The following is a 24,883-nucleotide window of genomic DNA, read 5'->3' on the forward strand; positions in this document are numbered from 1 at the left end:
CCATCGCGGCCCGATATAAGGCAATGGCAACGCGGTTGACGCAAGCGTGACCGATACAGCAGCAGGGGATGCGCCATGGCGGACGTGCAGATCGGCATCATCATGGGCAGCCAGTCCGACTGGCCCACGATGAAGGAAGCCGCCGACATCCTCGACGCGCTTGCCCTGCCTTACGAATCGCGCATCGTCTCGGCGCACCGGACGCCCGACCGGCTGTGGGACTATGGCAAGGGGGCCGTGGATCGCGGCCTGCAGGTCATCATCGCAGGCGCTGGCGGTGCGGCGCACCTGCCCGGCATGATGGCGTCCAAAACCCGCCTGCCGGTGATCGGCGTGCCGATCCGCACGCAGGCCCTGTCCGGCGTCGACAGCCTCTATTCCATCGTGCAGATGCCGCGCGGCTATCCGGTCGCCACCATGGCGATCGGGGCCGCAGGCGCCGCCAACGCCGCCCTGATGGCCGCAGCGATCCTTGCGTTGCACGACCCCGCACTGGCACAGCGTCTGGACCAGTGGCGCGCCGACCTGTCCGCCTCGATCCCGCAGGAGCCTGTGAATGACTGACGCAACGCCCCTTGCCCCCGGATCGACCATCGGCATCCTCGGCGGCGGCCAGTTGGGCCGGATGCTGTCGGTCGCGGCCGCCCGCCTCGGCTTCAAGACCTGCATCTTTGAACCCAGCGGCGACTGCCCGGCGTCGCACGTGGCGAACTTCCACCTGCAGGCGGGCTATGACGACACCGCCGCGTTGGAACGGTTCGCCCGGTCCTGCGACGTGCTGACGTTCGAGTTCGAGAACATCCCCACCACAGCCCTCGACACGCTGCAGGCGATCAGGCCGATTCACCCGGGCCGCATGGCCCTTGCGACAGCACAGGACCGTCTGGCGGAAAAGACCTTCCTTCAGGGCCTCGGCCTGACCACGGCCCCGTTTGCCGACGTGACCGACGCAGGCACCCTAGACGCGGCGATTGCGACCATCGGCACCCCCGCGATCCTGAAAACGCGGCGCATGGGCTATGACGGCAAGGGGCAGATCCGCATCACCGACCCCGCACAGGCCGCAGCCGCATGGGATGCGATGGCAGGTCAACCCGCGATCCTCGAAGGCTTCGTCGATTTCACGCACGAGGTGTCGGTCATTGCCGCGCGCGGACTGGACGGCGCAGTCGCCTGCTTCGATCCCGGCCAGAACGTGCACCGCGACGGCATCCTGCACACCACGACCGTGCCTGCCACGCTGACCCCGACGCAGCGCACGGACGCCATCCTCATCGCCGCGCGCATCCTCAACGCCCTCGACTACGTCGGCGTGCTGGGGGTCGAGCTGTTCGTCACCCCGAACGCGCTGATCGTGAACGAGATCGCGCCCCGCGTGCACAACTCGGGCCACTGGACGCAAGCGGGTTGCGCCATCGACCAGTTCGAACAGCATATCCGCGCCATCGCGGGCTGGCCCTTGGGCGACGGCAGCCGCCACAGCAACGTGACGATGGAAAACCTGATCGGCGCCGACATGGACCGCGTGCCGCAGATCGCCGCCACCAACGCCAGCCTCCACCTCTATGGCAAGCCAGAGGCGCGCCCCGGTCGCAAGACGGGCCACGTCAACCGCGTGACCGGCCCTGCCGCCTGACGCGCGGTCGCCTGTCCATCTGGCCGGATAAACTCCCGCGCGGCGCGCTCCGGTGTCCTCTTCGGACACCGGACCCCTCACTCCCTGCCGAACATCACGCCGGTCAGGCTCAGCCCCCGGTCGAACCGGCCGTTCTGTAAGAACGCCAGCACCTGCGCCATGACCAGCGGATTGTTCATCATGAACGTATGCGTCACGGGCAGGACGATGTGATCCTCCATGCCCTCCAGACGGGTGCTGGCGACGCTGACCTTGCCGTCGTCGACGCCGTCGATGACCGTGGAATAGACCGGATTGAAACTGCGCGACCCGGCGATGATCCCCAGCTCATAGCCTTCGGCCCCCGGCAACGTGTTCGGAAAACTGCCCGGTGCTGTGCCCAACTGCATCCCGGCGGGACCGTTGATCCACTGGAACGGCTCCCACCCGCCGAAGACATCGACCAGATCGGATCCTTCGTTCGGCGGGGCCAGCATCACGACCCGGCCCAGATTGTCGGGATCGTGCTGCGCCAGGTAGGCGCGGATCAGGATACCGCCCATGGAATGCGTCACGACGTTCACCCGCCGCCCGGCGCAGGCCGCGATATCCTGTCCCACATGGTCGGCCACCAGTGTCTGGATCGAATCCTGCGTCGAGGGATAGCCGCGGTTGATGACCACATAATCCCTGCTTTCAAGGAAACGTTGCAGGGGCGACAGACTGATCTCTCCGCGGGCCAGCCCGTGCAGCAGCACCACGCATTCCGCGGACGGGGCCGGCGCAGGACCGGTCCGCGCACAGGCAGGCAGCAAAAGCAGCAACAGGATCAACGCACGCGACATACCGACCGGACCTAGCGCCCCCCGCACGGATCGCCAAGCGCGACGCTGCATCACTTGCGCCGTCCCCCGGCCCGGGGCAGGTTGCGCGCATGTCACGCCCGCCCCGCCTTGCCGTCCGCGCCGTCATCGTCCACGACGACCGCCTGCTGCTGGTCAACGCCTATGCGGGCCGCACGGATTTGTGGTGCGCCCCCGGCGGCGGGGTCGAGGCGCATGCCAGCCTGACCGACAACCTGCGGCGCGAGATGTACGAAGAGACGGGCCTGCAGGTCCGCATCGGTCCCGTCTGTCTGGTGAACGAGTTTCACGACCCGGACCGCGACATGCATCAGGTCGATATCTATTTCCGCTGCACGGTGGACGATCCGGCCATCGCCGGCGGTTGGGCCGATCCCGAAGGCATCGTGTCGCACCATTGCTGGGTCACCCGGGCGGACCTGTCGGGCATGGTGGTGAAACCCGACAGCCTCGCCGGCGTGGCGTGGGACGACGGTGGGGCGATGACCTACGACCCGCTGGAACCCATCCTGCGATAGCGCACGGGCACGACCGCCACCGCGATCCCGCCCAGCACCAGCGCCATCGCCGCGGCCATGCGCGGCGTCAGCGGCTCGCCCAACAGCGCGACACCGGCGATCACCGCGATCACCGGCACCGCCAGTTGCGCGACCGCTGCGGTCGTGACCGCCAGTTCGGGCAGGACGCGGTACCACAGGGCATAGCCCAGCCCCGACGTGACCGCCCCCGCCACTAGCGCCAAAGCCAGCCCGCCGGGCGGCAACGGCCCCACGCCGCCGGACAACGGCAACGCCAGCAGCATGATCGGCACGCACAGCGCGAACTGCGCCGCCGTCGCCGCCGTGGCATCGGCGGCCCCGCGTCCGAGTAGCGTGTAGACGGCCCAGCCCAGTCCCGCGGCCATCATCGCAAGCGCACCCGCGGGATCGACGGCGACACCGCCCACCGGCACCAGCAGCACCGCAAGACCCGCCAGCGCCACCGCCATCCCAACCCATTGCAGCGCGCCGACGCCCTGTCCCCGCCCCACCGCGACGGCGAACATCGCCAGTTGCACCGTGCCGAACAGGATCAGCGCCCCCAGCCCTGCCCCAAGGCTCAGGTAGGCTATGGAAAACCCCGCCATGTAGATCGCCAGTGCCACGGCCCCGGCACCGTATGCCCACCGCCAGCCAAGGATCCGGCCGCGCAGCAGCACCAGCAGCGCCACCGCACCCGCCGCGACCCGCAAGGCGGCAAAGGTCATGGGCTGCATCCCGTAGCCCGCCACGCCGATCCGGGTCAGCACGGAATTGGCCGCGAACGCGATCAGCACCACGACGACAAGCAGCAGCAACCGCATCAGCCGAACGCCGCCGGATAGCGCAGTGCTACCTGCGGCACCGCACCGCCCACGCCCACCAGCAGCGTCTGCGCCACCGGATAGGGAGACGTCAGCCGCGCCGCGGCTGCACTCGAAAATCCTGCCTTGCCATAGAACGCAGGCGCGCCCAGCACCACGACCGGGGTCGCCGTCTGGTCCGCCCACGCGGCCAGCTGCGCCACCATCCGCCGCCCGTGCCCCCGCCCCTGCCAGTCGGGTGCCACGGCCACGGGCGCCAGGCACAGCCATCCCACCGGGGCCACCATCGCCGACAGGGCATAGGTGCCGATGATGCCATCCCCCAGCGGGATCACCTGTTCGCCGCGCATTGCACCCGCCTTGCGCAGGGCATGGATCAGCGCCACTTCGGCCCCGCCGCCGAACGCATCGCGCAGCAGCGCGTCGATCGCGGGCAGGTCTGCGGCGCTGGCGGGGCGGATGAAACCGGGAAACTGCATGGGGCGGTGATGGGCCCATCGGTCGGCGGGCGCAAAGGAAAAATGTCGCATCCCGGCCCCGCTGCAATGCAGCCCCGCATTCATATCTAGGGGCCACGCACCAAAGCAGAGCAAGAGGACACCATGAGACACGATCAGGACTTCATCGCCAGCACGGCATCGGTTGCCGCGCAGACCACGCAGGCCGGGGTCGCAACGCCTGAGAGCCACGACGACGATGCCTTGACCGTGCACCACACCCCGCGCGACAAGCGCGACCGGATCGCGTTGCGTGTGGTCAAATTCATGCGCGTCTTCGCGGACCGCTTCTTCAGCAACCGCTACGGCCACCGCGCCGTGGTGCTCGAAACCGTCGCCGCCGTGCCGGGCATGGTCGGCGGTCTGTTGCAGCACTTGCGCGCGCTGCGCCACATCCGCGACGATCAGGGCTGGATCAGGGAACTGATCGAAGAGGCCGACAACGAGCGCATGCACCTGATGACCTTCATCGAGATCGCCCAGCCGTCGCGGTTCGAGCGGTTCCTGATCGCGACCACGCAACTGGTGTTCTACAACGCGTACTTCTTCCTGTACCTGCTGGCCCCGCGCATCGCGCACCGCGTCGTGGGCTATCTGGAGGAGGAGGCCGTCATCAGCTATACCCAGTATCTGGCCCAGATCGACGCGGGCAAGGTCGAGAACGTGCCCGCCCCCCAGATCGCCAAGGATTACTGGAATCTGCCCGACGACGCCCGCCTGCGCGAGGTCGTGATCGTGATCCGCGCAGACGAGGCGCGCCACCGCGACGTCAACCACGACTTCGCCAACAAGATCGTGACGCGCCAGCACGTCTGACGCGGCACACGGGGCCGGTCGCACCGGCCCCCTCGCGCCGGCCTTCCTCTCGCACCGCCCCCCCTTGCGCCGGCCCGCCCCCTTTCGCCGGGCCCCTTAGCACCGGCGCTTCACGCCACATCGAACCCTAGCTGTCGGGGAACCCCAGCATGGGTTCGATCCGTTCCCATGTGCGGTTCATCGGCCAGGCCTCGCTCAGCCACGGGATGCCGATGTGGCCATAGCGGATCGACAGCTGCCACTCCGCCGCTTCCTCCTCCGCAGATCGCGGCGGCAAGGCCGGTGCGGTCGGCCCCGGCCCGGCAGTGGATCAGCAGCGGCTTCGGCGCATCCCGCATCACGGCGGTCAGGCGCGCGACCTCATCGTCGGTCAGATCGCGCGCCTCCGACAGCTCGAAATCGATATGCTGGATGCTCAGCCGGTCGGTCAGCGCCAGTTCCGTCTCGTACCAGTCGGCCCCCGGTCTGGCGCCGCGCAGGTTCAACACGCTGGCTATCCCCACCTCGCGCCGCCATCGCGCCAGATCCTGACCATCCATCTGACCGGACCGATAGACGACGCCCGGACTGACCGCGTGGAAATTTCCGCTCACCTGCAGCCACGTCAGAAAGCAGGTCAGGCCCAGCACGGCCACACCACCAGTCGACAGACCGAACTTTGCCCAGCGCCACAGCCGCCGCATCATGTCATCCCCTGCCAGCGCCCGTGTGAGGACCTGTCACAGGCAAATCACGACTGCATTTCGCCACCCCGATCCCGCCAAGATGACGCACCATGCGAAAGGGCGGCCCCGGATGGGACCGCCCTCGTGTCTTCTTGAACGGATCAGCCCCGACGGGCCGGACCGGGAACATCGGCGCGACTTTGGGATGCAGTGGGGGCGCTTGGTATTTGCAAGCAAACCCCTGCCACCCCCACAAGGATCGTTTGGCCCTGACGGGCCAAGCCGATCCTTACATCATGCCGCCCATGCCGCCCATGCCGCCCATATCGCCCATGCCGCCGCCGTTGCCGCTGTCCTTGGCGGGACGATCGGCAACCATGGCTTCGGTGGTGATCAGCAGACCGGCAACGGATGCCGCGTCCTGCAGCGCGGTGCGCACGACTTTCGCGGGGTCGATCACGCCGAACTTGAACATGTCGCCATATTCTTCGGTTTGCGCGTTGAAGCCGAAGGTCGGATCGGTCGATTCGCGGACCTTGCCGGCCACGACGGACCCGTCGACGCCAGAGTTCTCTGCGATCTGACGCAGCGGTGCTTCCAGCGCCTTGCGGATGATCGAGATGCCCACGTCCTGATCAGAGTTCGCACCCTTCAGGCCGTCGAGCGACTTTGCCGCCTGCACAAGTGCGACGCCACCACCGACGACGACACCCTCCTGCACGGCTGCACGGGTTGCGTTCAGGGCGTCATCGACGCGGTCCTTGCGCTCTTTCACTTCGACTTCGGACATGCCGCCGACACGGATCACGGCCACACCGCCAGCCAGCTTGGCCACGCGTTCCTGCAGCTTTTCCTTGTCGTAGTCAGAGGTCGTCTCTTCGATCTGGCCGCGGATCTGGTTGACCCGTGCCTCGATCTCGGCCTTTTCGCCAGCACCGTCGATGATGGTGGTAGTGTCCTTCGTGATCGTGACGCGCTTGGCGGAACCCAGCATGTCGATGGTCACGTTCTCCAGCTTCATGCCGAGGTCTTCCGAGATCACCTGACCGCCGGTCAGGATCGCGATGTCCTGCAGCATGGCCTTGCGACGGTCACCGAAACCCGGTGCCTTCACGGCAGCGATCTTCAGGCCGCCACGCAGCTTGTTGACCACAAGGGTCGCCAGCGCCTCGCCTTCGACGTCTTCCGAGATGATCAGCAGCGGCTTCTGGCTCTGGATCACGGACTCCAGCAGCGGCACCATCGGCTGCAGCGACGACAGCTTCTTCTCGTGCAGCAGGATGATGACGTCGTCGAGCTCGGCGGTCATCTTCTCGGTGTTGGTGGTGAAGTAGGGCGACAGGTAGCCACGGTCGAACTGCATGCCTTCGACCACATCGGTCTCGGTCTCGAGGCCCTTGTTCTCTTCGACGGTGATGACACCTTCGTTGCCGACCTTCTGCATCGCGTCGGCGATCTGACGACCGATTTCCGCTTCGCCGTTGGCCGAGATGGTGCCGACCTGGGCGACTTCGTCGCTGTCGTTCACGGGACGCGATGCGGCCTTGATCGCTTCGACGACCTTGGCGGTGGCCAGATCGATGCCGCGCTTCAGGTCCATCGGGTTCATGCCGGCGGCGACGGACTTCATGCCTTCCTTGACGATGGCCTGCGCCAGAACCGTCGCGGTGGTCGTGCCGTCACCGGCTTCGTCGTTGGTGCGAGAAGCGACTTCCTTCACCATCTGCGCGCCCATGTTCTCGAACTTGTCTTCCAGTTCGATTTCCTTGGCGACGCTGACACCGTCCTTCGTGATGCGCGGCGCGCCGAAGGACTTGTCGAGGACAACGTTACGACCCTTGGGGCCCAGCGTCACTTTCACGGCGTCTGCAAGGATGTTGACACCCTTCAGCATGCGGTTGCGGGCGTCGGTGCCGAATTTGACGTCTTTAGATGCCATTTTCATGTGCTCCTATGGAATTTCAGGTGGAATGGAGAAGCGGTGGACCTGACGGCCCCCTGCGGTGTCACATGACGCCGAGGATGTCGCTTTCCTTCATGATCAGCAGGTCTTCGCCATCGAGCTTGACCTCGGTGCCGGACCACTTGCCGAACAGGATGCGGTCGCCGGCCTTCACGGCCATCTCGATCAGCTCGCCGTTGTCCTTGCGGGCGCCGGTGCCGACGCTGACGATCTCGCCTTCGGCGGGCTTTTCCTTGGCGGAATCAGGAATGATCAGACCGCCCTTGGTCTTGTCTTCGCCTTCGATGCGACGGACCAGCACGCGGTCGTGCAGAGGTTTGAATGCCATCTTGTGAACCTTCCTTGAAGCGTTTCATATGCCGTTAGCACTCACCTTGGTCGAGTGCCAGCAGCGGCTAGTTAGGCAATCCGGTGGCGTGTGTCAACGGCCTCGCACGGCCCGCCGCCGCCGCACGGCGACGGATCGCCGGGGCATCCGGCGGGCGCGGACGCTTGGCATGGCGGCCCGCCGCCGCCTGCGCTAGGCTGGCTCTCGCCCTGCCCGACCTTGCCCCGCCCCGCCCCCCCGCCCCGCCCCGCCCGAAAGGTTCCCCGATGCGCGCCCTGCTGACCACCCTTCTGATGCTGCTCGCCCTGCCCGCCCATGCGCTGTGCGGCGGCCCCGGCATCATGGACCGGCTGGACGCCACCGACCGCGCCGCCGTGGCGCAGGCCGTCGCGGATACCCCCTATCCCAGCGGCACCCTGTTCAGCGCCACCCGCGACGGACGAGAGATCACGCTGGTCGGCACCCTGCACATTCACGACCCCCGCCTGTTGCCGCTGGCGAACCGCGTGGCTTCGCGCGTCGCGGCAGCCGACCTGCTGCTGGTCGAGGCGGGGCCGGAGGAGGAAGCGGCCCTGACCCGCGCCATGGCGACCGACCCCACGCTGCTGTTCCTGTCCGATGGCTCCACCCTGCCAGAACAACTGGACGAACCCACGTGGCAGGCGCTGATCGCCGCCGCCTCCTCACGCGGCGTGCCCGCCATGCTGGCCGCCAAGATGCAGCCCTGGTATCTGTCGCTGTTGCTGTCGATCCCGCCCTGCGCCATGGGCGATCTGAACGCGGGCGCCACCGGCCTCGATGCGATGATCGTGGCACAGGCCGAAACCGGCGGTGTTCCCGTGCAGGCGCTGGAACCGTGGCAGACCCTGTTCGACGTGATGCGCGCACCGCCCCTGTCGGAACAGGTGGACCAGCTGCGCTTTGCCCTCGTGCCCGCCGACCTGCATGACGCCATGTTCGCCTCCATGCTCGACAGCTACTTCGCCGGCGACATCGCAGAGCTGTGGGAGGTGAGCCGCGCCGCCATGCGCCTTGTGCCGGGCATCGACCCCGCCACCGCCGCCGACCTGTTCGACGCCGCCGAACAGGACCTGCTGACAAACCGCAACCGCGACTGGATGCCCCGCATTGCAACGGCGGCGGCCACCCACGACCGGATCGTGATCGCCGTGGGCGCAGCCCACCTGCCGGGCACGGACGGCGTGCTGAACCTGCTGGCCGCAGACGGCTGGACCATCACGCGTCTGGACTGACACCCGCCGCCGCACCGCCGTCGTCGTCGTTCGAATCCGCGTCGTTCCAGTCCGCCAGCCCCTGCCGCCCCGCGGGCGTCAGGTCATAGACACCGCGGCTGACGCGCTTGAACCAGCCATAGTGGTTGTCGGCCATGATCGTCGTGGCGTTCGGCACCTCGGCCCAGGCCTTGATCCGCGCGCCGGTGGACGCCCCGTGCACCGCGATGAACCGCGCACAGGCCAGCGCGTCCTGCCGGTATCCCGTCACCAGACCGTGCCGCGTGGCCCCGCCCGCGTTGGGATCGCCCCGCAGCCGGGCAAAGGCCGCCTTCATGCGCGCGGCCTTCACCTTCGACTTGCGCGGGGTGAACGGGCCGGGATCGGCCAGCACCTCCACCAGCCCGTCGCGGGGTCGGACGGTCATCACGCCCAACCCCAGCCTGCGCGCCAGACCGACGTTCGCCAGCAGCGCCTTGCGCGCGCCCCCGGCGGGCACCGCCAGATAGACTGCGTCGGTGATCGCCTGCCGCGCGATCCCCTGATGGAACAGCGTCAGCGAAAACGCCGTCTTCATCTCGACCACCAGCACCGCATCGCCCTTGACCGCCACCACGTCGGCGGCCCCCACCTCGCCCTTCACCGCATACCCCAGCGCCACAAGATGCGCCTTGATCGCCGGGTACAGGTCAGCCTCCCGCAACCGCTCCACCCTTTTTACCACCGCTCCCGCCCCCGCGTGACACCACCGGGCCCAGCCCCTATAAGGCGGCCAACATCCACCAGCATGGACACCCTGACAATGACCACACTGATCTTCGGCCACAAATCCCCCGACACCGATTCCACTGGATCGCCCCTCATCTGGGAATGGTTCCTCAAGGATGCGGGCCTCGACGCCCGCGCCGTCCTGCTGGGCCAGCCCAACACCGAAGCGGCCTTCGTGCTGAAACGCTGGGGATTCGAGCAGCCCGAGATCATGCGCGACGTGACCGACGGTCAGGCCTGCGTCATCGTCGACACCAACAACCCCGCCGAGTTGCCAGAGAACATCCACAACGCCGCCGTGCAGGCGATCATCGACCACCACATGCTGGTCGGCGGGATCAGCACTAGGACGCCGATCGACGTGACGATCCGTCCGCTGGCCTGCACCGCCACCATCATGCACCAGCTGATGGGCGACACCGCCGCCACCATGCCCGACGGCATTAAGGGCCTGATGCTGTCCTGCATCCTGTCCGACACCCTCGCCTTCCGCTCGCCCACCACCACCCCGGTGGACCGCGCACTGGCCTCCTCCCTTGCCGCCGATCTGGGCGTCGACATCGATGCGCTGGCGGACGAGATGTTCGCCGCCAAATCCGACGTCGGCGCCTTCACCGATGCGGAACTGCTGCGCATGGACAGCAAGGAGTTCGAGATCGACGGCACCACCTTCCGCGTCTCGGTGCTGGAAACGACCTCGCCCAGCGTCGTGCTCGCGCGCAAGGACGCCCTCGTGGCCGCCATGCCCGCCGTCGCCGCAGAGGATGGCGTGGATCAGGTCCTGCTCTTCGTCGTGGACATCATCCGCGAAGAGGCCACGATGCTGCTGCCAAACGACCTGACCAAGCAGATCGCGGCGGCCTCGTTCGGCGCAGACACCAGCGGCGATACCGTCGTTCTGCCCGGCGTGATGAGCCGCAAGAAGCAGATCATCCCCGTGCTCAAGAAATAAGCCTTGCGCAGAAGGCCCCCTTCCCCTCGCTTTTCGCCAAATACTCCCGCCGGAGGCTCCGACGACAGCCTCCGGCACCGCCGCCACCCTTCATCTGACCCGACACACTCCCGCCGGAGGCATCCACACCGGCACACTCCCAAAGGATCGCCCATGACCCGCATCATTCACAGCTTCCTCGACGCCGCAGGCGACTACGACGCGGCCTTCGTCGATCTGTGGGGCTGCATGCACAACGGCGTCACGGCGTTCCCTGATGCGGTGCAGGCCATGCAGGACTACCGCCGCGCCGGGGGCCGCGTGATCCTCGTGACCAACGCGCCGCGCCCGTGGCCGTCCGTGCAGACCCAGATCCGCCGCATGGGCATTCCCGACGACACCTACGACGCCATCGCCACCTCCGGCGACAGTGCGCGCGCCGCGATGTTCGAAGGGGCCGTCGGCCCCGACGTCTGGTTCATGGGCGAGGATCACGACCAGAGCTTCTTCGCCCCGATGGAATTGCTCGACGACCCCGTGACCATCCGTCAGGTGCCGCTCGATCAGGCCACCGGCATCGTCTGCTGCGGCCCCGCCGACCCCCACGCCGATCCGTCCGTCTATCGCCCGCAATTCCTCACCGCGATACAGCGCGGGCTGAAACTGCTCTGCGCCAATCCCGACATCGTCGTGGATCGCGGCCATTCCCGCGAATGGTGCGCCGGTGCGCTGGCGCAACTCTACACAGAGATGGGCGGCGAGAGCCTCTATTTCGGCAAACCGCATCCGCCGATCTACGACCTCGCCCGCCGCCGTCTGGCGGCGCTGGACGACGGCGCGGACCTGACCCGCATCATCTGCATCGGCGACGGCATCCACACCGACATCCTCGGCGCGGCGCAACAGGATCTCGACAGCCTGTTCATCACCGGCGGCCTCGCGGCTGCGGAAACCGCGACTCTGGACCAGCACCCCGCCGAGGCGGACCTGACCACCTATCTGGGCCAGATGCAGATCAGCCCCACCTATGCCATCGGGTTCCTGCGCTGACGCCACGGCCCTTGACTCGCAGCCTTTGCGGCGCAATTAAGTTACAATAAAACCGCCTTGAGCGATGGATTGTAGCGTGAGGGACCCTGACATGCTGGACAACGCGCCGCGCGGCACGATCGTGGTCGAGGATCTGGCGATCGGCATGACCCGGTCCCTGCGCAAGGTCGTGACGGATGCGGACATCGAGATGTTTGCGCAGGTCAGCACCGACCGCAATCCGGTGCATCTGGACGACGATTACGCCCGCGACACGATCTTCGAAGGCCGCATCGCCCACGGCATGCTGACGGCGGGGTTGATCTCTGCGGTGATCGGCGAACAGCTGCCCGGCCACGGCACGGTCTATCTGGGGCAATCGCTGCGCTTCCTCGCCCCCGTGCGCCCCGGCGACATGGTGCTGGCCGAGGTCGAGGTGACAGCCATCGACTATGCCAAGCGCAAGGTCACGATGGACACCCGCTGTCTTGTGGACGGCAAGAAGGTCCTGACCGGCGAGGCGGTGGTCCTCGCGCCCTCGGTCAAGTTCGACTGACACGCCAAGCCGGTCCGCACCCGCCCCGCTTGGGCCTGCGGCGGGACCGCCGCTTGCGCCCATCCCCGGCCCGCGTTACGCAATCCCATGCGCATCATCCGTGACACCCTGTATCTCGATCCCGCCGACCGGGGCGCCGCCGCCGCCATCGGCAACTTCGACGGCGTGCATCTGGGTCACCGCGCGGTGATCGACGCCGCCCGTGTCGCCGCCAGCGCCACAGGCGCGCCGCTCGGTATCATGACGTTCGAACCGCACCCGCGGCAGATGTTCGCCCCCGCCGCCGCCCCCTTCCGCCTGATGAACGCCGAAGGCCGTGCCAACGAACTGGCCCGCCTCGGGGTCGAGAAACTGTACGAGGTGCCGTTCAACCCCGCCCTCGTGGCGCTGACCCCGGAACAGTTCGCGCAGGTCATCATCCACGACCGCCTCGGGCTCGCGCACGTCGTCGTCGGCACCGACTTCTGCTTCGGCAAGGATCGCGCGGGCCATGCCGCCGACCTGATCCGCTTCGGGCAAGCGATGGGGTTCGGCGTCACCGTGGTGCCGATGGTGCAGCACACCGCGGGCCGCGTCAGTTCAACCGCGATCCGCACCGCCCTGACCGACGGTCGCCCCCGCGACGCGAGCGCCATGCTGGGCCACCCCCACCGCATCGTGGGCGAGGTGATCCGTGGCGACCAGCGGGGTCGCGATCTGGGCTATCCCACCGCGAACATGTCCATCGACGGCCTGCACCCGCCCCGCTTCGGCGTCTATGCCGTCAACATCGACATCGCGGACGGCCCCCATGCCGGGCGCTATCAGGGTGCCGCCAGCATCGGCGTGCGCCCGATGTTCGGCGTGAACGTTCCGAATTGCGAAACCTTCATCTTCGACTTCAAGGGCGATCTGTATGGCCAGCACATCAGCGTCTCGCTGGTCGACTACCTGCGGCCCGAGATGACCTTCGACGGCGTGCCCGCGCTGATCGTCCAGATGGACGCCGACTGTGCCCGTGCGCGGGATATCCTGACCGATGCCTGATCCCATCGACCGCAGCGGCCTGCGCCCCCGGTTCTGGCAGACGGTCCCCATGGGCCGCCTGTCCAAGCCCGAGTGGGAGGCGCTGTGCGACGGCTGCGGCAAATGCTGCCTGAACAAGCTGGAGGACGAGGACACAAGCGAGGTCGCCCTGACCCGCGTCGCCTGCCGCCTGCTCGACAACGAGACGTGCCTGTGCGCCCAATACCCGGTGCGCCACCGCTTCGTGCCCGAATGCATCGTGCTGACGCCCAAGACGATCAAGGACAACATGTACTGGCTGCCGCAGACCTGCGCCTATCGCCTCGTGGCCGAGGGGCGCGACCTGTATCCGTGGCACCCCCTGCTGACCGGCGATGCGAACAGCCCGCACGACGCGGGCGTCACGATGCGCGGCCAGACCCTGTCCGAGGTGTCGGTCGGCGACGACGAATGGGAAGACCACATCATCGAGGAGCCGACCTGATGTTCTTTGCCTCCGACAATGCAGGCCCGGCCCACCCATCGGTGATGCAGGCGCTGATGGACGCCAACACGGGCTATGCCAGCGGTTACGGCGCGGACCCACAGATGACCCGCGTGCGCGATATGATCCGCAACGCGTTCGAGGCGCCAGAGGCCGCGGTGCATCTGGTCGCCACCGGCACGGCGGCCAACGCGCTGGTGCTGGCCACGCTGTCGAACCCGTGGGAGACCATCTTCTGCAGCCCCATGGCCCACATCCACGAGGATGAATGCAATGCGCCGGAGTTCTTTACCGGCGGAGCAAAGCTCACGCTGGTGGACGCGATGGATGCCCTGATGACGCCGCAGGGCCTGCAGGATGCAATCCTCGCCGAAGAGACGCGCGGCGTCCACGGCCCGCAGCGCGGCCCGGTGTCGATTACGCAGGCGACGGAAAAAGGCACGGTCTACAACACCGCCGACCTGATCGCGCTGACCGACGTGGCGAAATCGTTCGGCCTCAAGACCCATATGGACGGCGCGCGGTTCACCAACGCACTGGTCAGTCTGGGCTGCACCCCCGCCGAGATGACGTGGAAGGCCGGGATCGACGCGGTCAGCTTCGGCGGCACCAAGAACGGCCTGATCGGGGTCGAGGCGTGCATCTTCTTCGACCCTGCCGTGTCACGCCAGTTCGAGTTCAGGCGCAAGCGCGGGGCGCATCTGTTCTCCAAGCACCGTTACCTGTCGGCGCAAATGCTGGCCTATCTGACGGATGACCTGTGGCTGACCATGGCGCGGCAGGCGAACGCCGCCTGTGCCCATCTGGTGCACGGGTTGCAGCATGTGCCCGACGTGACCCTGCTGTTCCCGCCGCAATCGAACCTGCTGTTCTTCGACGCGCCCCGCGCCCTGCACCGCCGCGCACTGGCGGCGGGGGCGGTCTATTACGTCACCCGCGGCGATGTGGATGACGGCCCCGACGACGAGCTGTTGACCGGTCGCCTCGTGTGCGACTGGTCGACGGATCACGGCATGATCGACCGCTTCATCGCGCATCTGACGCGATGATTGCCGCCACCTGCGGCACATGGGTCAGCGCCACCATGTGACCGGCCCCCGGCACCACGTGGTCGCGGGCCTGTGGCAGGGCGGCACAGATCGCCGCTTGGATCGCCGGGATGATCGGCAGGGCACCCTCTCCACGGATCAGGGTCACCGGCACGTGGATCTGTCCCAGTCGCGCCGCCACACCGTGCACGTCGTCCTGGATCGACGGCACCCCCGCCATGACCAGGGGCATCCGCTGCACGATGGCGTCGCGGGTGCGTTCCGGGATGCGGTCCCAGCCGCCGCCGCCCCAGTCAGCCTGGAACAGCCGCGCCGCCGTCACCGCATCGCCTGCGTCATAGGCCGCATGGATCGGCGCGAACCGGGCGACATGATCCGCCTGCGCGGCGGGATCGGTGGCGAGTGCAAAATACACCGGCTCGATCAGCGTCAGGCGCGACACCGTGCCGGGGAAATCCAGCGCCATGCGCAGCGCCACCGTCGCCCCGAACGAATGACCGATCACATGCAGCGGACCTTCGCACAGGTCGGCCGCCGCACTGGCGTTCGCCGTCTGGTAATCGCCAAGGCCTGCGTCCCAGTCCTGCGATGCCCCGTGGCCCAGCAGGTCCATCAGCACCGCATCGCCGGGCAGCGCCCGTGCCAGCGGCAGCAACGTCTCCAGCCGTGCCAGCGTGCAATGCAGCATCAGGGCGGTCAGGTCCGGTCCCGTGCGCAGGACGTTCACGTGCAGCCCCGCGCGACGCTCCACGCTCACGACAGTTTGCCACCCAGATAAGCGTCCAGATCGTCCAGACGATCCTCGCCCCAGAACCGCTGGTCCGTGTCGGTCACGAAGAACGGCACGCCGAATACGCCCGTCCGCACCGCTTCTTCCGTGTTGCGGTGATACGCCTCCGCCCCCGCCAGCAACCCCTTGTCCGCCAGCCGCGGGTCGCAGCCCGCCGCCGTCAGACAGTCGCGGATTACGTCGTCGTCCGATACGTCGCGCCCCTGCGCCCAGCAGGCGGCGGTGATCGCGGCCAGAAACGCCCCCGCGTCGCCGCCCGCATCCTGCACCGCGATCAGCGCATAGGACGCAGGCGCGGGGTTCGTGGGAAAAAACGCGGGCTTTGGCACAAGCGGCATCTCCAGCCGCGCCGCGCGCCGCACCAGATCCTGCAGACGATACGCCTGACGGCTCGGGTGCCGGTCCGGCAGCGCGACCCCACCCGTGCGCGTCATCACCGCCGCCGCATCGACAGGGCGATAGGTGATGGTCGCCCCGTGACGAGCCGCGATCTGCGCGGGCCGGTCGCCGCACAGATACACGTAAGGACTGATCGCGGCACAGAAGTAGTCGATATGGGCCATTTCGGGCAGCCTTTCGGGGGATGATGTTTTCGGGACCGTAGCCGTGTGTTAGGCGGTGTCAACGCGCGCGATTCTGCGGCAGCCCACAAGGATTTCCCCATGGCCACTGTGCACGAACCCAAGCTGATTTCCGGCAATGCGAACCGTCCGTTGGCCGAGGCGGTCGCGTCCCGGATGTCGATGCATCGCGGCATGGACGTCAGCCTTGTCGATGCGCGGGTCGAACGGTTCAACGACGGCGAAATCTTCGTCGAGGTGTTCGAGAACGTACGCGGCGAGGACATGTACATCATCCAGCCCACGTCGAACCCCACCAACGACAACCTGATGGAACTGCTCATCATCGCCGACGCGCTGCGCCGGTCGTCGGCGGCGCGGATCACCGCCGTGATGCCCTACTTCGGCTATGCCCGTCAGGACCGCCGCAGCAAGGCCCGCACGCCGATCACGGCGAAACTCGTCGCCAACATCCTCGTTGAGGCGGGGATCGAACGCATCCTGACCCTCGATCTGCACGCGACACAGATTCAGGGCTTCTTCGATATCCCCGTCGACAACCTCTACGCAAGCCCGCTCTGGGCGCTCGATGTGATGCACAACTTCAAGGACCGCATGGAAGAGGTCATGGTCGTGTCGCCCGACGTGGGCGGCGTGGCGCGTGCCCGCGATCTGGCGCAGCGGATCGGCGCGCCTCTGTCCATCGTGGACAAACGGCGCGGCAAACCCGGCGAAGTTGCCGAGATGACCGTGATCGGCGACGTGAAGGACCGCGTCTGCCTGATCGTTGACGACCTCGTAGATACCGCCGGCACCCTGTGCAAGGCCGCCGAGGTGCTGATGGAGAATGGCGCCAAGGAGGTGCATTCCTATATCACCCACGGCGTGCTGTCCGGCCCCGCCGTGGACCGTGTCAGCAAGTCGGTGATGAAGAACCTCGTGATTACGGACACGATCCTGCCCAAGGCTGAGGCCATCGCCTGCCCCAACATCCGCATCGTCAAGACCGCGCCGATGTTCGCGCAGGCCATCCTGAACACGTGGAACGGCACCTCTGTGTCGTCCCTGTTCAACCACAAGACCCTTCAGCCGATCTATGAAGGCGTCTATTCGCGGTAAATCCCGGTCCCGCTAAAGGGTCCAGCCGTCGTCGCCCTCGACCGGGCCGATGCTGAGCCAGGCGACGCGCACCCGTGCCACGCGGGTGTCGGACCACGTGCGGAACACGATGTCGAAGCCGTCGCGGGTCACACGCTCTGCCGTGACATCGGCCCGCGCGTTCGATCCGTTCGACATGTCCCACATCGACAGGCTGACCTGCACGACGGGCGCCATGGCGTAGCTGTCGGCAAAGCGGACGCTGCGCCTGATCAGGCGCGGCCCTTCGCCGGTCCACATCTCGCCGTCATCCTCGAAATCGGAAAACAGTACGATGTCGCCCTGATCGACGCCGATCGTGTGGCTTCCGAACGTGCGCATCCAGACAGGTCCTCCACTCTCGTTCCGATTGCACGGTTAACGTCCGCCAAATCCCTGCCGATGAAAAGAAGAAAGGCCCCGCGCTGCGGGGCCTTTTTCCAACTTTAAGAAACTTCTAATGTTCAACCGAAATTGGACTGCTTGGGGTCCAGACCGATATGCGTGCCGACGGCGACCATGTCGGCCAGCAAACGGGCCGCGTCGTCGACGGGGCCGGGTTCGTTGTCGACGGTGGACTTTGCGGTTTTCACCTGCGCATGGGCATCTGCCAGCATGGCGTTATAGACATCTTGCGTCATCTCGGCGCGCGGCAAGGCATTTTCCGCCAGAACCGATACAGAGGTCGCCGTAATCTCGGCGAAACCGCCCAGCACAACGAACTCTTGCGTACCGGCCGGCCCTATGACCTTCAGCACACCCGGGCGCAGGGTGGTGATGGTGGGCACGTGGCCCGCCATCGCCGTCATGTCACCCTCGGTCGCCGGGATCTGCACCTCGGTGGCCGTGACCGAGGCCAGACGGCGCTCGGGCGAGACGAGATCGAATTGCATCGTGTCTGCCATGACCGCTCCTTATGCCGCGTCTGCGGCCATGCGTTCGGCCTTGGCGACCGCGTCCGCGATGCCACCGACCATCAGGAAGGCGCTTTCGGGCAGGTGATCGTACTCACCGGCGACGACGGCCTTGAACGACGCGATCGTATCCTCCAGCGGCACCTGCACACCCGGCGAGCCGGTGAACACCTGCGCCACGTCGAAGGGCTGCGACAGGAAACGTTCGATCTTGCGGGCGCGCGCCACGGTCACCTTGTCGTCCTCTGACAGCTCGTCCATGCCAAGGATGGCGATGATGTCCTGCAGCGACTTGTAGCGTTGCAGAATCTGCTGCACGTCCATGGCGACCGCATAGTGCTCTTCGCCCACGATGCCCGGATCGAGCAGGCGCGAGGTGGAGTCCAGAGGGTCCACAGCCGGGTAGATGCCCTTTTCCGAGATCGCGCGGTTGAGCACGGTCGTCGCATCGAGGTGCGCAAAGGACGTGGCGGGTGCCGGGTCGGTCAAGTCGTCGGCGGGCACGTAGATGGCCTGCACGGACGTGATCGAGCCGTTCTTGGTCGAGGTGATGCGTTCCTGCATCTGGCCCATGTCCGTCGCCAGCGTCGGCTGATAGCCCACGGCGGACGGGATACGACCCAGCAGAGCGGACACTTCCGACCCGGCCTGCGTAAAGCGGAAGATGTTGTCCACGAAGAACAGCACGTCGGTGCCGGACTGGTCGCGGAACTGCTCTGCCATGGTCAGACCCGACAGGGCGACGCGCATGCGGGCACCCGGCGGCTCGTTCATCTGACCGTACACGAGGGCCACTTTCGACTTCGTCAGGTCCTCGGCATTGATGACGCCCGACTCGATGAATTCATAATACAGGTCGTTGCCCTCACGGGTCCGCTCGCCCACGCCGGCGAACACGGAATAACCCGAGTGCACCTTGGCGATGTTGTTGATCAGTTCCTGGATCAGAACCGTCTTGCCCACGCCGGCGCCGCCGAACAGGCCGATCTTGCCGCCCTTGGCATAGGGCGCCAGCAGGTCGATGACCTTGATGCCGGTGACCAGCACCTCGGATGCGGTCGACTGTGCGTCGAACGACGGTGCCACGTTGTGGATCGAACGGCGCTCGGTCTCGTTGATCGGGCCCTTTTCATCCACGGGCTCGCCCACGACATTCATGATCCGGCCCAGTGTCGCGTCGCCGACGGGCACGGTGATCGTGTCGTCCATGTCGGTCACTTCCTGACCGCGGACCAGACCTTCGGTCGCGTCCATGGCGATGCAGCGGACGGTGTTCTCGCCCAGGTGCTGCGCCACTTCCAGCGTCAGGGTCTTGCCGTTGTTGTCGGTGGTCAGCGCGTTCAGGATCTGGGGCAGATGGTCCCCGAACTGGACGTCCACGACGGCACCGATCACCTGGGTGATCTTGCCTTTTGCGTTTGCCATAAGTGTTTCTCCAGTCTTAGAGCGCTTCCGCGCCCGAAATGATTTCGATCAGCTCGTTGGTGATCCGGGCCTGACGCGAGCGGTTGAACTCGATGGTCAGGTCGTCGATCATGTCGCCGGCGTTGCGGGTGGCGTTGTCCATGGCGGACATCCGCGCCCCCTGCTCTGACGCGGCGTTTTCCAGCAGAGCCGCAAAGATCTGCGTGGCAACCCCGCGCGGCAGCAGATCCGCAAGGATCTCCTCTTCGCCGGGCTCGTAGTCATAGAGGTTGCTTGCCGTCGTGGCATCCGGGGTCGCATCGAACTGCGCGGGAATGATCTGCTGCGCGGTCGGGTGCTGTGTGACGACGTTCTCGAAGCGCGCAAAAAAGATCGTCGCCACGTCGAATTCGCCCGCATCGAAGCGGTTCAGCACGTCGCGGGCGATCTTTTGCGCGTCGGTATAGGACAGGCGCTTCACTTCGGACATGTCGATATGCCCGATGAAATGCTCGGCCAGGTCGCGACGCAGGCTGTCGCGGCCCTTCTTGCCGACGGTCAGGATCTTGACCGTCTTGCCGGCCGCCACCAGCGCGCGGGCGCGCTGACGTGCCAGCTTGGCGATGTTGGCGTTGAAACCGCCGCACAGGCCCCGCTCTGCGGTCATGACGACCAGCAGCTGGACCTGATCCGATCCAGTGCCCGCCATCAGCCGGGGTGCAGAGGGCGACCCCTCCACCCCCTGGCTCAGACCGGCCATGACCGCGGTGAACCGCTCCGTGTAGGGGCGGGCGGCCTCGGCTGCGTCCTGGGCCCGCCGCAGTTTCGCGGCGGCCACCATCTGCATGGCCTTGGTGATCTTGCGGGTCGATTTGACCGACGCGATCCGGTTCTTCAGATCCTTGAGACTAGGCAAGACCTAAACTCCTCTCTCGGGCAAAGGTTACGCGAAATCCTTGGCGAAGGCGTCGATGGCGGCCTTCAGCTTGGCTTCCGCATCGCCCTTGATCTTGGGATCCTCGGTGGTGATCATGTCCAGCACCGCGCGGCCTTCGCTGCGCATGTGCTTCAACAGACCGGCCTCGAAACGGCCCACGTCCTTGACCGCGACCTTGTCCAGATAGCCCTTGGTGCCCGCATAAATGACGGTCACGATTTCCGCGTTGGTCAGCGGCGCATACTGCGGCTGCTTCATCAACTCGGTCAGGCGCGCGCCACGGTTCAGCAGACGCTGGGTGGCCGCATCCAGATCGGAACCGAACTGCGCAAACGCCGCCATCTCGCGGTATTGCGCCAGCTCCAGCTTCACCGGGCCTGCGACGGACTTCATCGCGTTGGTCTGTGCGGCCGAACCCACGCGGGACACCGACAGACCGGTGTTCACGGCGGGGCGGATACCCTGAAAGAACAGCTCGGTTTCAAGGAAGATCTGACCGTCGGTGATCGAGATCACGTTCGTCGGCACGAAGGCGGACAGGTCGCCGCCCTGCGTCTCGATGATCGGCAGCGCGGTCAGCGAACCGGAACCGTTGTCCTCGTTCAGCTTTGCCGAACGCTCCAGCAGGCGGGAGTGGAGGTAGAACACGTCGCCGGGATAGGCCTCGCGGCCCGGCGGGCGACGCAGCAGCAGCGACATCTGGCGGTACGAAACGGCCTGCTTGGACAGGTCATCATAGATGATCAGCGCGTGCTTGCCGTTGTCGCGGAAATATTCGGCCATCGCGGTGGCGGAATAGGGGGCCAGATACTGCATCGGCGCAGGGTCGGATGCGGTGGCTGCCACGATGGTCGTGTAGGCGATGGCGCCGGTCTCTTCCAGCTTCTTCACCAGCTGCGCCACGGTCGACCGCTTCTGGCCGATCGCGACGTAGATGCAGTAGAGCTTCTGGCTCTCGTCCGTAGCCGCGTCGTTGTAGGACTTCTGGTTCAGGATCGTGTCCAGCGCCACGGCGGTCTTGCCGGTCTGACGGTCGCCGATGATCAGTTCGCGCTGGCCGCGGCCGATCGGGATCATGGCGTCGATGGACTTCAGACCCGTCGGCATCGGCTCGTGCACCGATTTGCGCGGGATGATGCCCGGTGCCTTCACGTCGGCGACGCGGCGCTCGGTCGTGTTGATCGGACCCTTGCCGTCCAGCGGGTTGCCCAGACCGTCGACCACCCGGCCCAGCAGGGCGGGGCCCACGGGCACGTCCACGATGGACTTGGTGCGCTTGACGGTGTCGCCTTCCTTGATGTCGCGGTCGGAACCGAAGATCACCACGCCGACGTTGTCGGTCTCGAGGTTCAGCGCCATGCCGCGGATGCCACCGGGAAACTCGACCATCTCGCCGGCCTGCACGGCGTCGAGGCCATAGACGCGGGCGATCCCGTCACCGACGCTCAGCACGCGGCCGACTTCGGCGACTTCGGCGTCATGACCGAAGTTCTTGATCTGGTCCTTCAGGATCGCAGAGATTTCAGACGCTTGGATCGCCATTTATCCGACCTCTTTCATGTTGTTCTGGAGTGCGTTGAGCTTGGACGCGATCGAGGTGTCGATCATGCGCGATCCCACCTTGACGATCAGCCCGCCAAGAATGGAGGCGTCCACGGTTTCCTTGATGCCGACCGTCTTGCCGGTCTGCGCGGACAGGGTCGCCGCAAGGCTGCTGCGCTGGCTGTCGGACAAGGGCGTGGCAGTCGTGACATCGGCGGTTATCTCGCCGCGGTCGGCGGCCAGCATGTCGCGCAGGGTCGTGACGATGGCGGGCAGCACGAACAGGCGCCGCTTGTCGGCCAGCAGACCCAGCAGATTCGCCATCGTCGGCGACAGGTCCATCTTGCCCGAAAGGGCCTTGACGGCGGCGGCCTGATCGTCGCGGCCATACAGCGGCGAAGAGATCAGATCGCGGAAATCCGCGCTGTCGGTCAGGATCGTGTCGAGCGTGTCAACGTCCCGTTCCATCGCCCTGAGATCGTTGCCATCCTTGGCGATGTCGAACACCGCGGACGCATAACGCCCGGCAATGCCCTGTGTGATCGAAGCTGGTTCGGACACGTCCACCCTTCCGATATAAGGCCCCCGTGACCCCGCAAGGGTCCGGAGGCGTTCACGTCTCCTCGAGTATGACCGAGGCATTGAAATCAGGGTCGCTCTAGCAGACGCCATTGCGCCCCGCAACACGTTAAGGCGATCTTGCGCGGGCGGCGGCGCGGGTTTCCGTTCGCCTTTCGGACGCCTGTCGGTCGGGCACGCGCGATGCACGTCAGGCCGGTACGGCGTCAGGCACGGGGGACAGCACGGGGTCGCGCCGGCGGGCGCGCAAACCGGGACCGCTCGTCGCCGGCGACTGCTTGCAGGCCTCGACCATCAGCACACCGCCGCCCGCCAGCGTCGGGATCATGTGCCCTGCCCGTTCCAGCAGGCTTGCGGTGCGCCGCCAGACCGGATGATGCGACGGCGGCTGATACAGCGTGGCGCGCACGGTTCCGATGTCGAAATCATGGGCGCGCAACTGCACCTCGAGCTGTCCGGGTGAATAGGGCCGCCCGAACCCGAACGGCGTGCTGTCGGACCGCGACCACAGCCCGGCCCTGTTCGGCACGATGAAGATCGCGCGCCCGCCCGGACCCAGCACCCGGTGACATTCGTTCAGCACCGCCGTCGGATGGTCCGTCGTTTCCAGCCCGTGCATCACGACCAGCTTGTCCACCATGCCCGTGGGTATGGGCCACAGCGTATCCTCGCACAGGACGGACACGTTGGGCTGCCCTGCCGGCCACGGCATGACGCCCTGCGGTCCGGGCATCAGGCCGATCACCCGGCGCGCTTGCCCCAGATAGGGCCGCAGCAGCGGCACCGCAAAACCAAAGCCCGCGACGGTCTGGCCCTTTGCCTCTGGCCACATCCGCACCAGTTCATCGCGTACGACCTTTTGCGCCGCACGCCCGAGCGCGCTGCGATAGTAGAAGTTCCGCAAGTGTAGCACGTCCAGATGCATCGCGGCGCGGGGTCCAGTGACTGCCTTTCGGTCACACTACCAAGGAATAGAGGTTTTGCCATGCCCATCGCACTGATCACCGTCCCCTGCCTGTCGGACAACTACGCGTTCCTGATCCACGATGACGACACCGGTCGGACCGCCCTGATCGACGTGCCGGAGGCGGCGCCGATCAGGGCGGTCCTGCGGGACCGTGGCTGGACCCTGACCGACATCCTGCTGACACATCACCACGACGACCATGTGCAGGGGCTGGCCGAGTTGCGCGGCACCGCGCGGGTCATCGGGGCCGCCGCCGATGCGCACCGGCTGCCGCCGCTGGATCTGGCCGTGGCGGACGGCGATCGCATCACCGTCTACGGGCACGACGTGGACGTGATCGATGTGCCGGGCCACACCGTCGGACACGTGGCCTTCCACATGGCATTCGAAAAACTGCTGTTCACCGCCGACAGCCTGATGGCGATGGGCTGCGGGAGGTTGTTCGAAGGCACGCCCGCCCAGATGTGGGACAGCCTGCAGCGCCTGCGTGCGCTGCCGGGCGACACCACCGTGTGTTCCGGTCACGAATACACGACGACGAACATGCGCTTTGCGTTGTCCCTTGAACCGGACAATCCCGCGCTTATCTCTCGCTCAGCGGCGATACGGACGGCGCGTGAAAACGGCCATGCCACTGTCCCTTCGCCCCTTGCGCTGGAATGTCGGACCAACCCGTTCCTGCGCGCCGACGACCCTGATCTGGCACGGGCCCTGGCGATGCCCGCTGCACATCCTGCCGAAATTTTCACCGAAATCCGCGCCCGCCGGGATCGGTTCTGAAACGGGTGTGACCGGATGCCGCCGCATCGCACCCATTGACCGCCGCGTTCACGTCACGTCAGTCTTTTTGTGAACACGCTGACCAAGAAAAACCTTGAAGGTTGGGCGGAAAAGCCAAACCTTGGAACAT

The 24,883-nt window shown here is 66.5% G+C and carries 29 protein-coding genes; 13 read left to right on the top strand and 16 right to left on the bottom strand.

Annotated elements, in window-relative coordinates; translation table 11 throughout:
* Positions 1 to 75 precede the first annotated feature (75 nt).
* The gene (gene purE, locus BMX16_RS07960) at positions 76 to 564 is read left to right on the top strand and encodes a 5-(carboxyamino)imidazole ribonucleotide mutase (RefSeq protein WP_089901398.1); all 489 of its coding nucleotides are present in this window, start codon (positions 76 to 78) and stop codon (positions 562 to 564) included.
* Positions 557 to 1,636 carry a 5-(carboxyamino)imidazole ribonucleotide synthase gene (locus BMX16_RS07965; RefSeq protein ID WP_089901401.1) on the top strand — a complete coding sequence of 360 codons (1,080 nt, stop codon included), beginning with the start codon at positions 557 to 559 and terminating at the stop codon, positions 1,634 to 1,636. Before purE ends, BMX16_RS07965 begins: the two co-directional genes overlap by 8 nt.
* 77 nt (positions 1,637 to 1,713) lie before the next feature.
* Here BMX16_RS07965 and BMX16_RS07970 read toward each other — a convergent pair whose 3' ends face one another.
* A complete protein-coding gene (locus tag BMX16_RS07970) occupies positions 1,714 to 2,460 on the bottom strand; it encodes an alpha/beta fold hydrolase (RefSeq protein ID WP_089901404.1) in 747 nt (248 codons plus the stop codon).
* Positions 2,461 to 2,549: 89 nt separating this feature from the next.
* On the opposite strand from BMX16_RS07970, the gene BMX16_RS07975 reads away from it, so the two are divergent.
* A complete protein-coding gene (locus BMX16_RS07975; RefSeq protein ID WP_089901408.1) occupies positions 2,550 to 2,996 on the top strand; it encodes an NUDIX domain-containing protein in 447 nt (148 codons plus the stop codon).
* Here BMX16_RS07975 and BMX16_RS07980 read toward each other — a convergent pair.
* Both BMX16_RS07980 and BMX16_RS07985 read right to left on the bottom strand, forming a co-directional pair.
* Entirely contained in the window at positions 2,966 to 3,820 is an 855-nt protein-coding gene (locus tag BMX16_RS07980) for a DMT family transporter (RefSeq protein WP_089901411.1), read from the bottom strand. The two genes, BMX16_RS07975 and BMX16_RS07980, sit on opposite strands and share 31 nt — an antisense overlap.
* Entirely contained in the window at positions 3,820 to 4,299 is a 480-nt protein-coding gene (locus BMX16_RS07985) for a GNAT family N-acetyltransferase (RefSeq protein ID WP_089901415.1), read from the bottom strand. The genes BMX16_RS07980 and BMX16_RS07985 overlap by 1 nt, the downstream gene beginning before the upstream one ends.
* A gap of 123 nt (positions 4,300 to 4,422) precedes the next feature.
* On the opposite strand from BMX16_RS07985, the gene BMX16_RS07990 reads away from it, so the two are divergent.
* The gene (locus tag BMX16_RS07990; RefSeq protein ID WP_089901418.1) at positions 4,423 to 5,133 is read left to right on the top strand and encodes an alternative oxidase; all 711 of its coding nucleotides are present in this window, start codon (positions 4,423 to 4,425) and stop codon (positions 5,131 to 5,133) included.
* 110 nt (positions 5,134 to 5,243) lie between these two features.
* On the opposite strand, the gene BMX16_RS07995 is transcribed toward BMX16_RS07990, so the two are convergent.
* The 3 genes from BMX16_RS07995 to groES all read right to left on the bottom strand — a co-directional run bounded on the left by BMX16_RS07995 (position 5,244) and on the right by groES (position 8,089).
* The gene (locus BMX16_RS07995; RefSeq protein WP_245731421.1) at positions 5,244 to 5,819 is read right to left on the bottom strand and encodes a tyrosine-protein phosphatase; all 576 of its coding nucleotides are present in this window, start codon (positions 5,817 to 5,819) and stop codon (positions 5,244 to 5,246) included.
* Positions 5,820 to 6,087: 268 nt separating this feature from the next.
* On the bottom strand, positions 6,088 to 7,737 hold the full coding sequence (gene groL, locus BMX16_RS08000) for a chaperonin GroEL (protein WP_089901421.1): 1,650 nt from the start codon (positions 7,735 to 7,737) through the stop codon (positions 6,088 to 6,090).
* Positions 7,738 to 7,804: 67 nt separating this feature from the next.
* Positions 7,805 to 8,089, bottom strand: a complete 285-nt coding sequence (gene groES / locus BMX16_RS08005; RefSeq protein WP_089901424.1) for a co-chaperone GroES — start codon at positions 8,087 to 8,089, stop codon at positions 7,805 to 7,807.
* 266 nt (positions 8,090 to 8,355) lie between these two features.
* On the opposite strand from groES, the gene BMX16_RS08010 reads away from it, so the two are divergent.
* Positions 8,356 to 9,342 (top strand): TraB/GumN family protein, encoded by a 987-nt coding sequence (locus BMX16_RS08010; protein WP_089901427.1) that lies wholly within the window; start codon positions 8,356 to 8,358, stop codon positions 9,340 to 9,342.
* On the opposite strand, the gene BMX16_RS08015 is transcribed toward BMX16_RS08010, so the two are convergent.
* Positions 9,326 to 10,024 (bottom strand): DUF2161 domain-containing phosphodiesterase, encoded by a 699-nt coding sequence (locus BMX16_RS08015; RefSeq protein WP_089901430.1) that lies wholly within the window; start codon positions 10,022 to 10,024, stop codon positions 9,326 to 9,328. The two genes, BMX16_RS08010 and BMX16_RS08015, sit on opposite strands and share 17 nt — an antisense overlap.
* 99 nt (positions 10,025 to 10,123) lie before the next feature.
* Between BMX16_RS08015 and BMX16_RS08020 the strand changes: the two genes are divergently transcribed.
* The 6 genes from BMX16_RS08020 (at position 10,124) to BMX16_RS08045 (ending at position 15,143) form a co-directional block, all read left to right on the top strand.
* Positions 10,124 to 11,041, top strand: coding sequence for a manganese-dependent inorganic pyrophosphatase (locus BMX16_RS08020; protein ID WP_177174607.1), 918 nt, complete (start codon positions 10,124 to 10,126; stop codon positions 11,039 to 11,041).
* A 153-nt stretch (positions 11,042 to 11,194) separates the two neighbouring features.
* On the top strand, positions 11,195 to 12,070 hold the full coding sequence (locus BMX16_RS08025) for a TIGR01459 family HAD-type hydrolase (RefSeq protein WP_089901436.1): 876 nt from the start codon (positions 11,195 to 11,197) through the stop codon (positions 12,068 to 12,070).
* 91 nt (positions 12,071 to 12,161) lie between these two features.
* Positions 12,162 to 12,605 (top strand): MaoC family dehydratase, encoded by a 444-nt coding sequence (locus BMX16_RS08030; RefSeq protein WP_089901438.1) that lies wholly within the window; start codon positions 12,162 to 12,164, stop codon positions 12,603 to 12,605.
* Between the two features lie 87 nt (positions 12,606 to 12,692).
* The gene (locus tag BMX16_RS08035) at positions 12,693 to 13,631 is read left to right on the top strand and encodes a bifunctional riboflavin kinase/FAD synthetase (RefSeq protein WP_089901441.1); all 939 of its coding nucleotides are present in this window, start codon (positions 12,693 to 12,695) and stop codon (positions 13,629 to 13,631) included.
* Positions 13,624 to 14,094 (top strand): YcgN family cysteine cluster protein, encoded by a 471-nt coding sequence (locus BMX16_RS08040; RefSeq protein WP_089901444.1) that lies wholly within the window; start codon positions 13,624 to 13,626, stop codon positions 14,092 to 14,094. Before BMX16_RS08035 ends, BMX16_RS08040 begins: the two co-directional genes overlap by 8 nt.
* A complete protein-coding gene (locus BMX16_RS08045) occupies positions 14,094 to 15,143 on the top strand; it encodes a threonine aldolase family protein (RefSeq protein ID WP_089901447.1) in 1,050 nt (349 codons plus the stop codon). Before BMX16_RS08040 ends, BMX16_RS08045 begins: the two co-directional genes overlap by 1 nt.
* On the opposite strand, the gene BMX16_RS08050 is transcribed toward BMX16_RS08045, so the two are convergent.
* Both BMX16_RS08050 and BMX16_RS08055 read right to left on the bottom strand, forming a co-directional pair.
* A complete protein-coding gene (locus BMX16_RS08050; RefSeq protein WP_245731423.1) occupies positions 15,121 to 15,900 on the bottom strand; it encodes an alpha/beta fold hydrolase in 780 nt (259 codons plus the stop codon). The two genes, BMX16_RS08045 and BMX16_RS08050, sit on opposite strands and share 23 nt — an antisense overlap.
* Positions 15,897 to 16,496 (bottom strand): 2-hydroxychromene-2-carboxylate isomerase, encoded by a 600-nt coding sequence (locus BMX16_RS08055; protein ID WP_089901450.1) that lies wholly within the window; start codon positions 16,494 to 16,496, stop codon positions 15,897 to 15,899. Before BMX16_RS08055 ends, BMX16_RS08050 begins: the two co-directional genes overlap by 4 nt.
* A gap of 99 nt (positions 16,497 to 16,595) precedes the next feature.
* Here BMX16_RS08055 and BMX16_RS08060 point away from each other — a divergent pair, with 99 nt between their 5' ends.
* On the top strand, positions 16,596 to 17,612 hold the full coding sequence (locus tag BMX16_RS08060) for a ribose-phosphate pyrophosphokinase (RefSeq protein ID WP_089901453.1): 1,017 nt from the start codon (positions 16,596 to 16,598) through the stop codon (positions 17,610 to 17,612).
* 12 nt (positions 17,613 to 17,624) lie between these two features.
* On the opposite strand, the gene BMX16_RS08065 is transcribed toward BMX16_RS08060, so the two are convergent.
* The 7 genes from BMX16_RS08065 to BMX16_RS08095 all read right to left on the bottom strand — a co-directional run bounded on the left by BMX16_RS08065 (position 17,625) and on the right by BMX16_RS08095 (position 23,931).
* Positions 17,625 to 17,972, bottom strand: coding sequence for an H-type lectin domain-containing protein (locus tag BMX16_RS08065; RefSeq protein WP_089901456.1), 348 nt, complete (start codon positions 17,970 to 17,972; stop codon positions 17,625 to 17,627).
* A 122-nt stretch (positions 17,973 to 18,094) separates the two neighbouring features.
* The gene (locus BMX16_RS08070; RefSeq protein ID WP_089901459.1) at positions 18,095 to 18,535 is read right to left on the bottom strand and encodes a F0F1 ATP synthase subunit epsilon; all 441 of its coding nucleotides are present in this window, start codon (positions 18,533 to 18,535) and stop codon (positions 18,095 to 18,097) included.
* A 9-nt stretch (positions 18,536 to 18,544) separates the two neighbouring features.
* Entirely contained in the window at positions 18,545 to 19,969 is a 1,425-nt protein-coding gene (gene atpD / locus BMX16_RS08075) for a F0F1 ATP synthase subunit beta (RefSeq protein ID WP_089901462.1), read from the bottom strand.
* A 16-nt stretch (positions 19,970 to 19,985) separates the two neighbouring features.
* Entirely contained in the window at positions 19,986 to 20,864 is an 879-nt protein-coding gene (locus BMX16_RS08080) for a F0F1 ATP synthase subunit gamma (protein ID WP_089901465.1), read from the bottom strand.
* Between the two features lie 27 nt (positions 20,865 to 20,891).
* The gene (gene atpA / locus BMX16_RS08085) at positions 20,892 to 22,427 is read right to left on the bottom strand and encodes a F0F1 ATP synthase subunit alpha (RefSeq protein ID WP_089901468.1); all 1,536 of its coding nucleotides are present in this window, start codon (positions 22,425 to 22,427) and stop codon (positions 20,892 to 20,894) included.
* Positions 22,428 to 22,988: a F0F1 ATP synthase subunit delta gene (locus BMX16_RS08090; RefSeq protein WP_177174608.1), complete on the bottom strand. Its 561-nt coding sequence runs from the start codon at positions 22,986 to 22,988 to the stop codon at positions 22,428 to 22,430. It abuts the gene before it with no gap.
* A 208-nt stretch (positions 22,989 to 23,196) separates the two neighbouring features.
* Entirely contained in the window at positions 23,197 to 23,931 is a 735-nt protein-coding gene (locus BMX16_RS08095) for a class I SAM-dependent methyltransferase (RefSeq protein WP_089901474.1), read from the bottom strand.
* Between the two features lie 60 nt (positions 23,932 to 23,991).
* Between BMX16_RS08095 and gloB the strand changes: the two genes are divergently transcribed.
* On the top strand, positions 23,992 to 24,753 hold the full coding sequence (gene gloB / locus BMX16_RS08100) for a hydroxyacylglutathione hydrolase (RefSeq protein ID WP_089901477.1): 762 nt from the start codon (positions 23,992 to 23,994) through the stop codon (positions 24,751 to 24,753).
* The last annotated feature ends 130 nt before the right edge of the window (positions 24,754 to 24,883 follow it).

Origin of the sequence: Loktanella fryxellensis, assembly GCF_900110065.1 — a bacterium.
Taxonomy (GTDB): Bacteria; Pseudomonadota; Alphaproteobacteria; order Rhodobacterales; family Rhodobacteraceae; genus Loktanella; species Loktanella fryxellensis.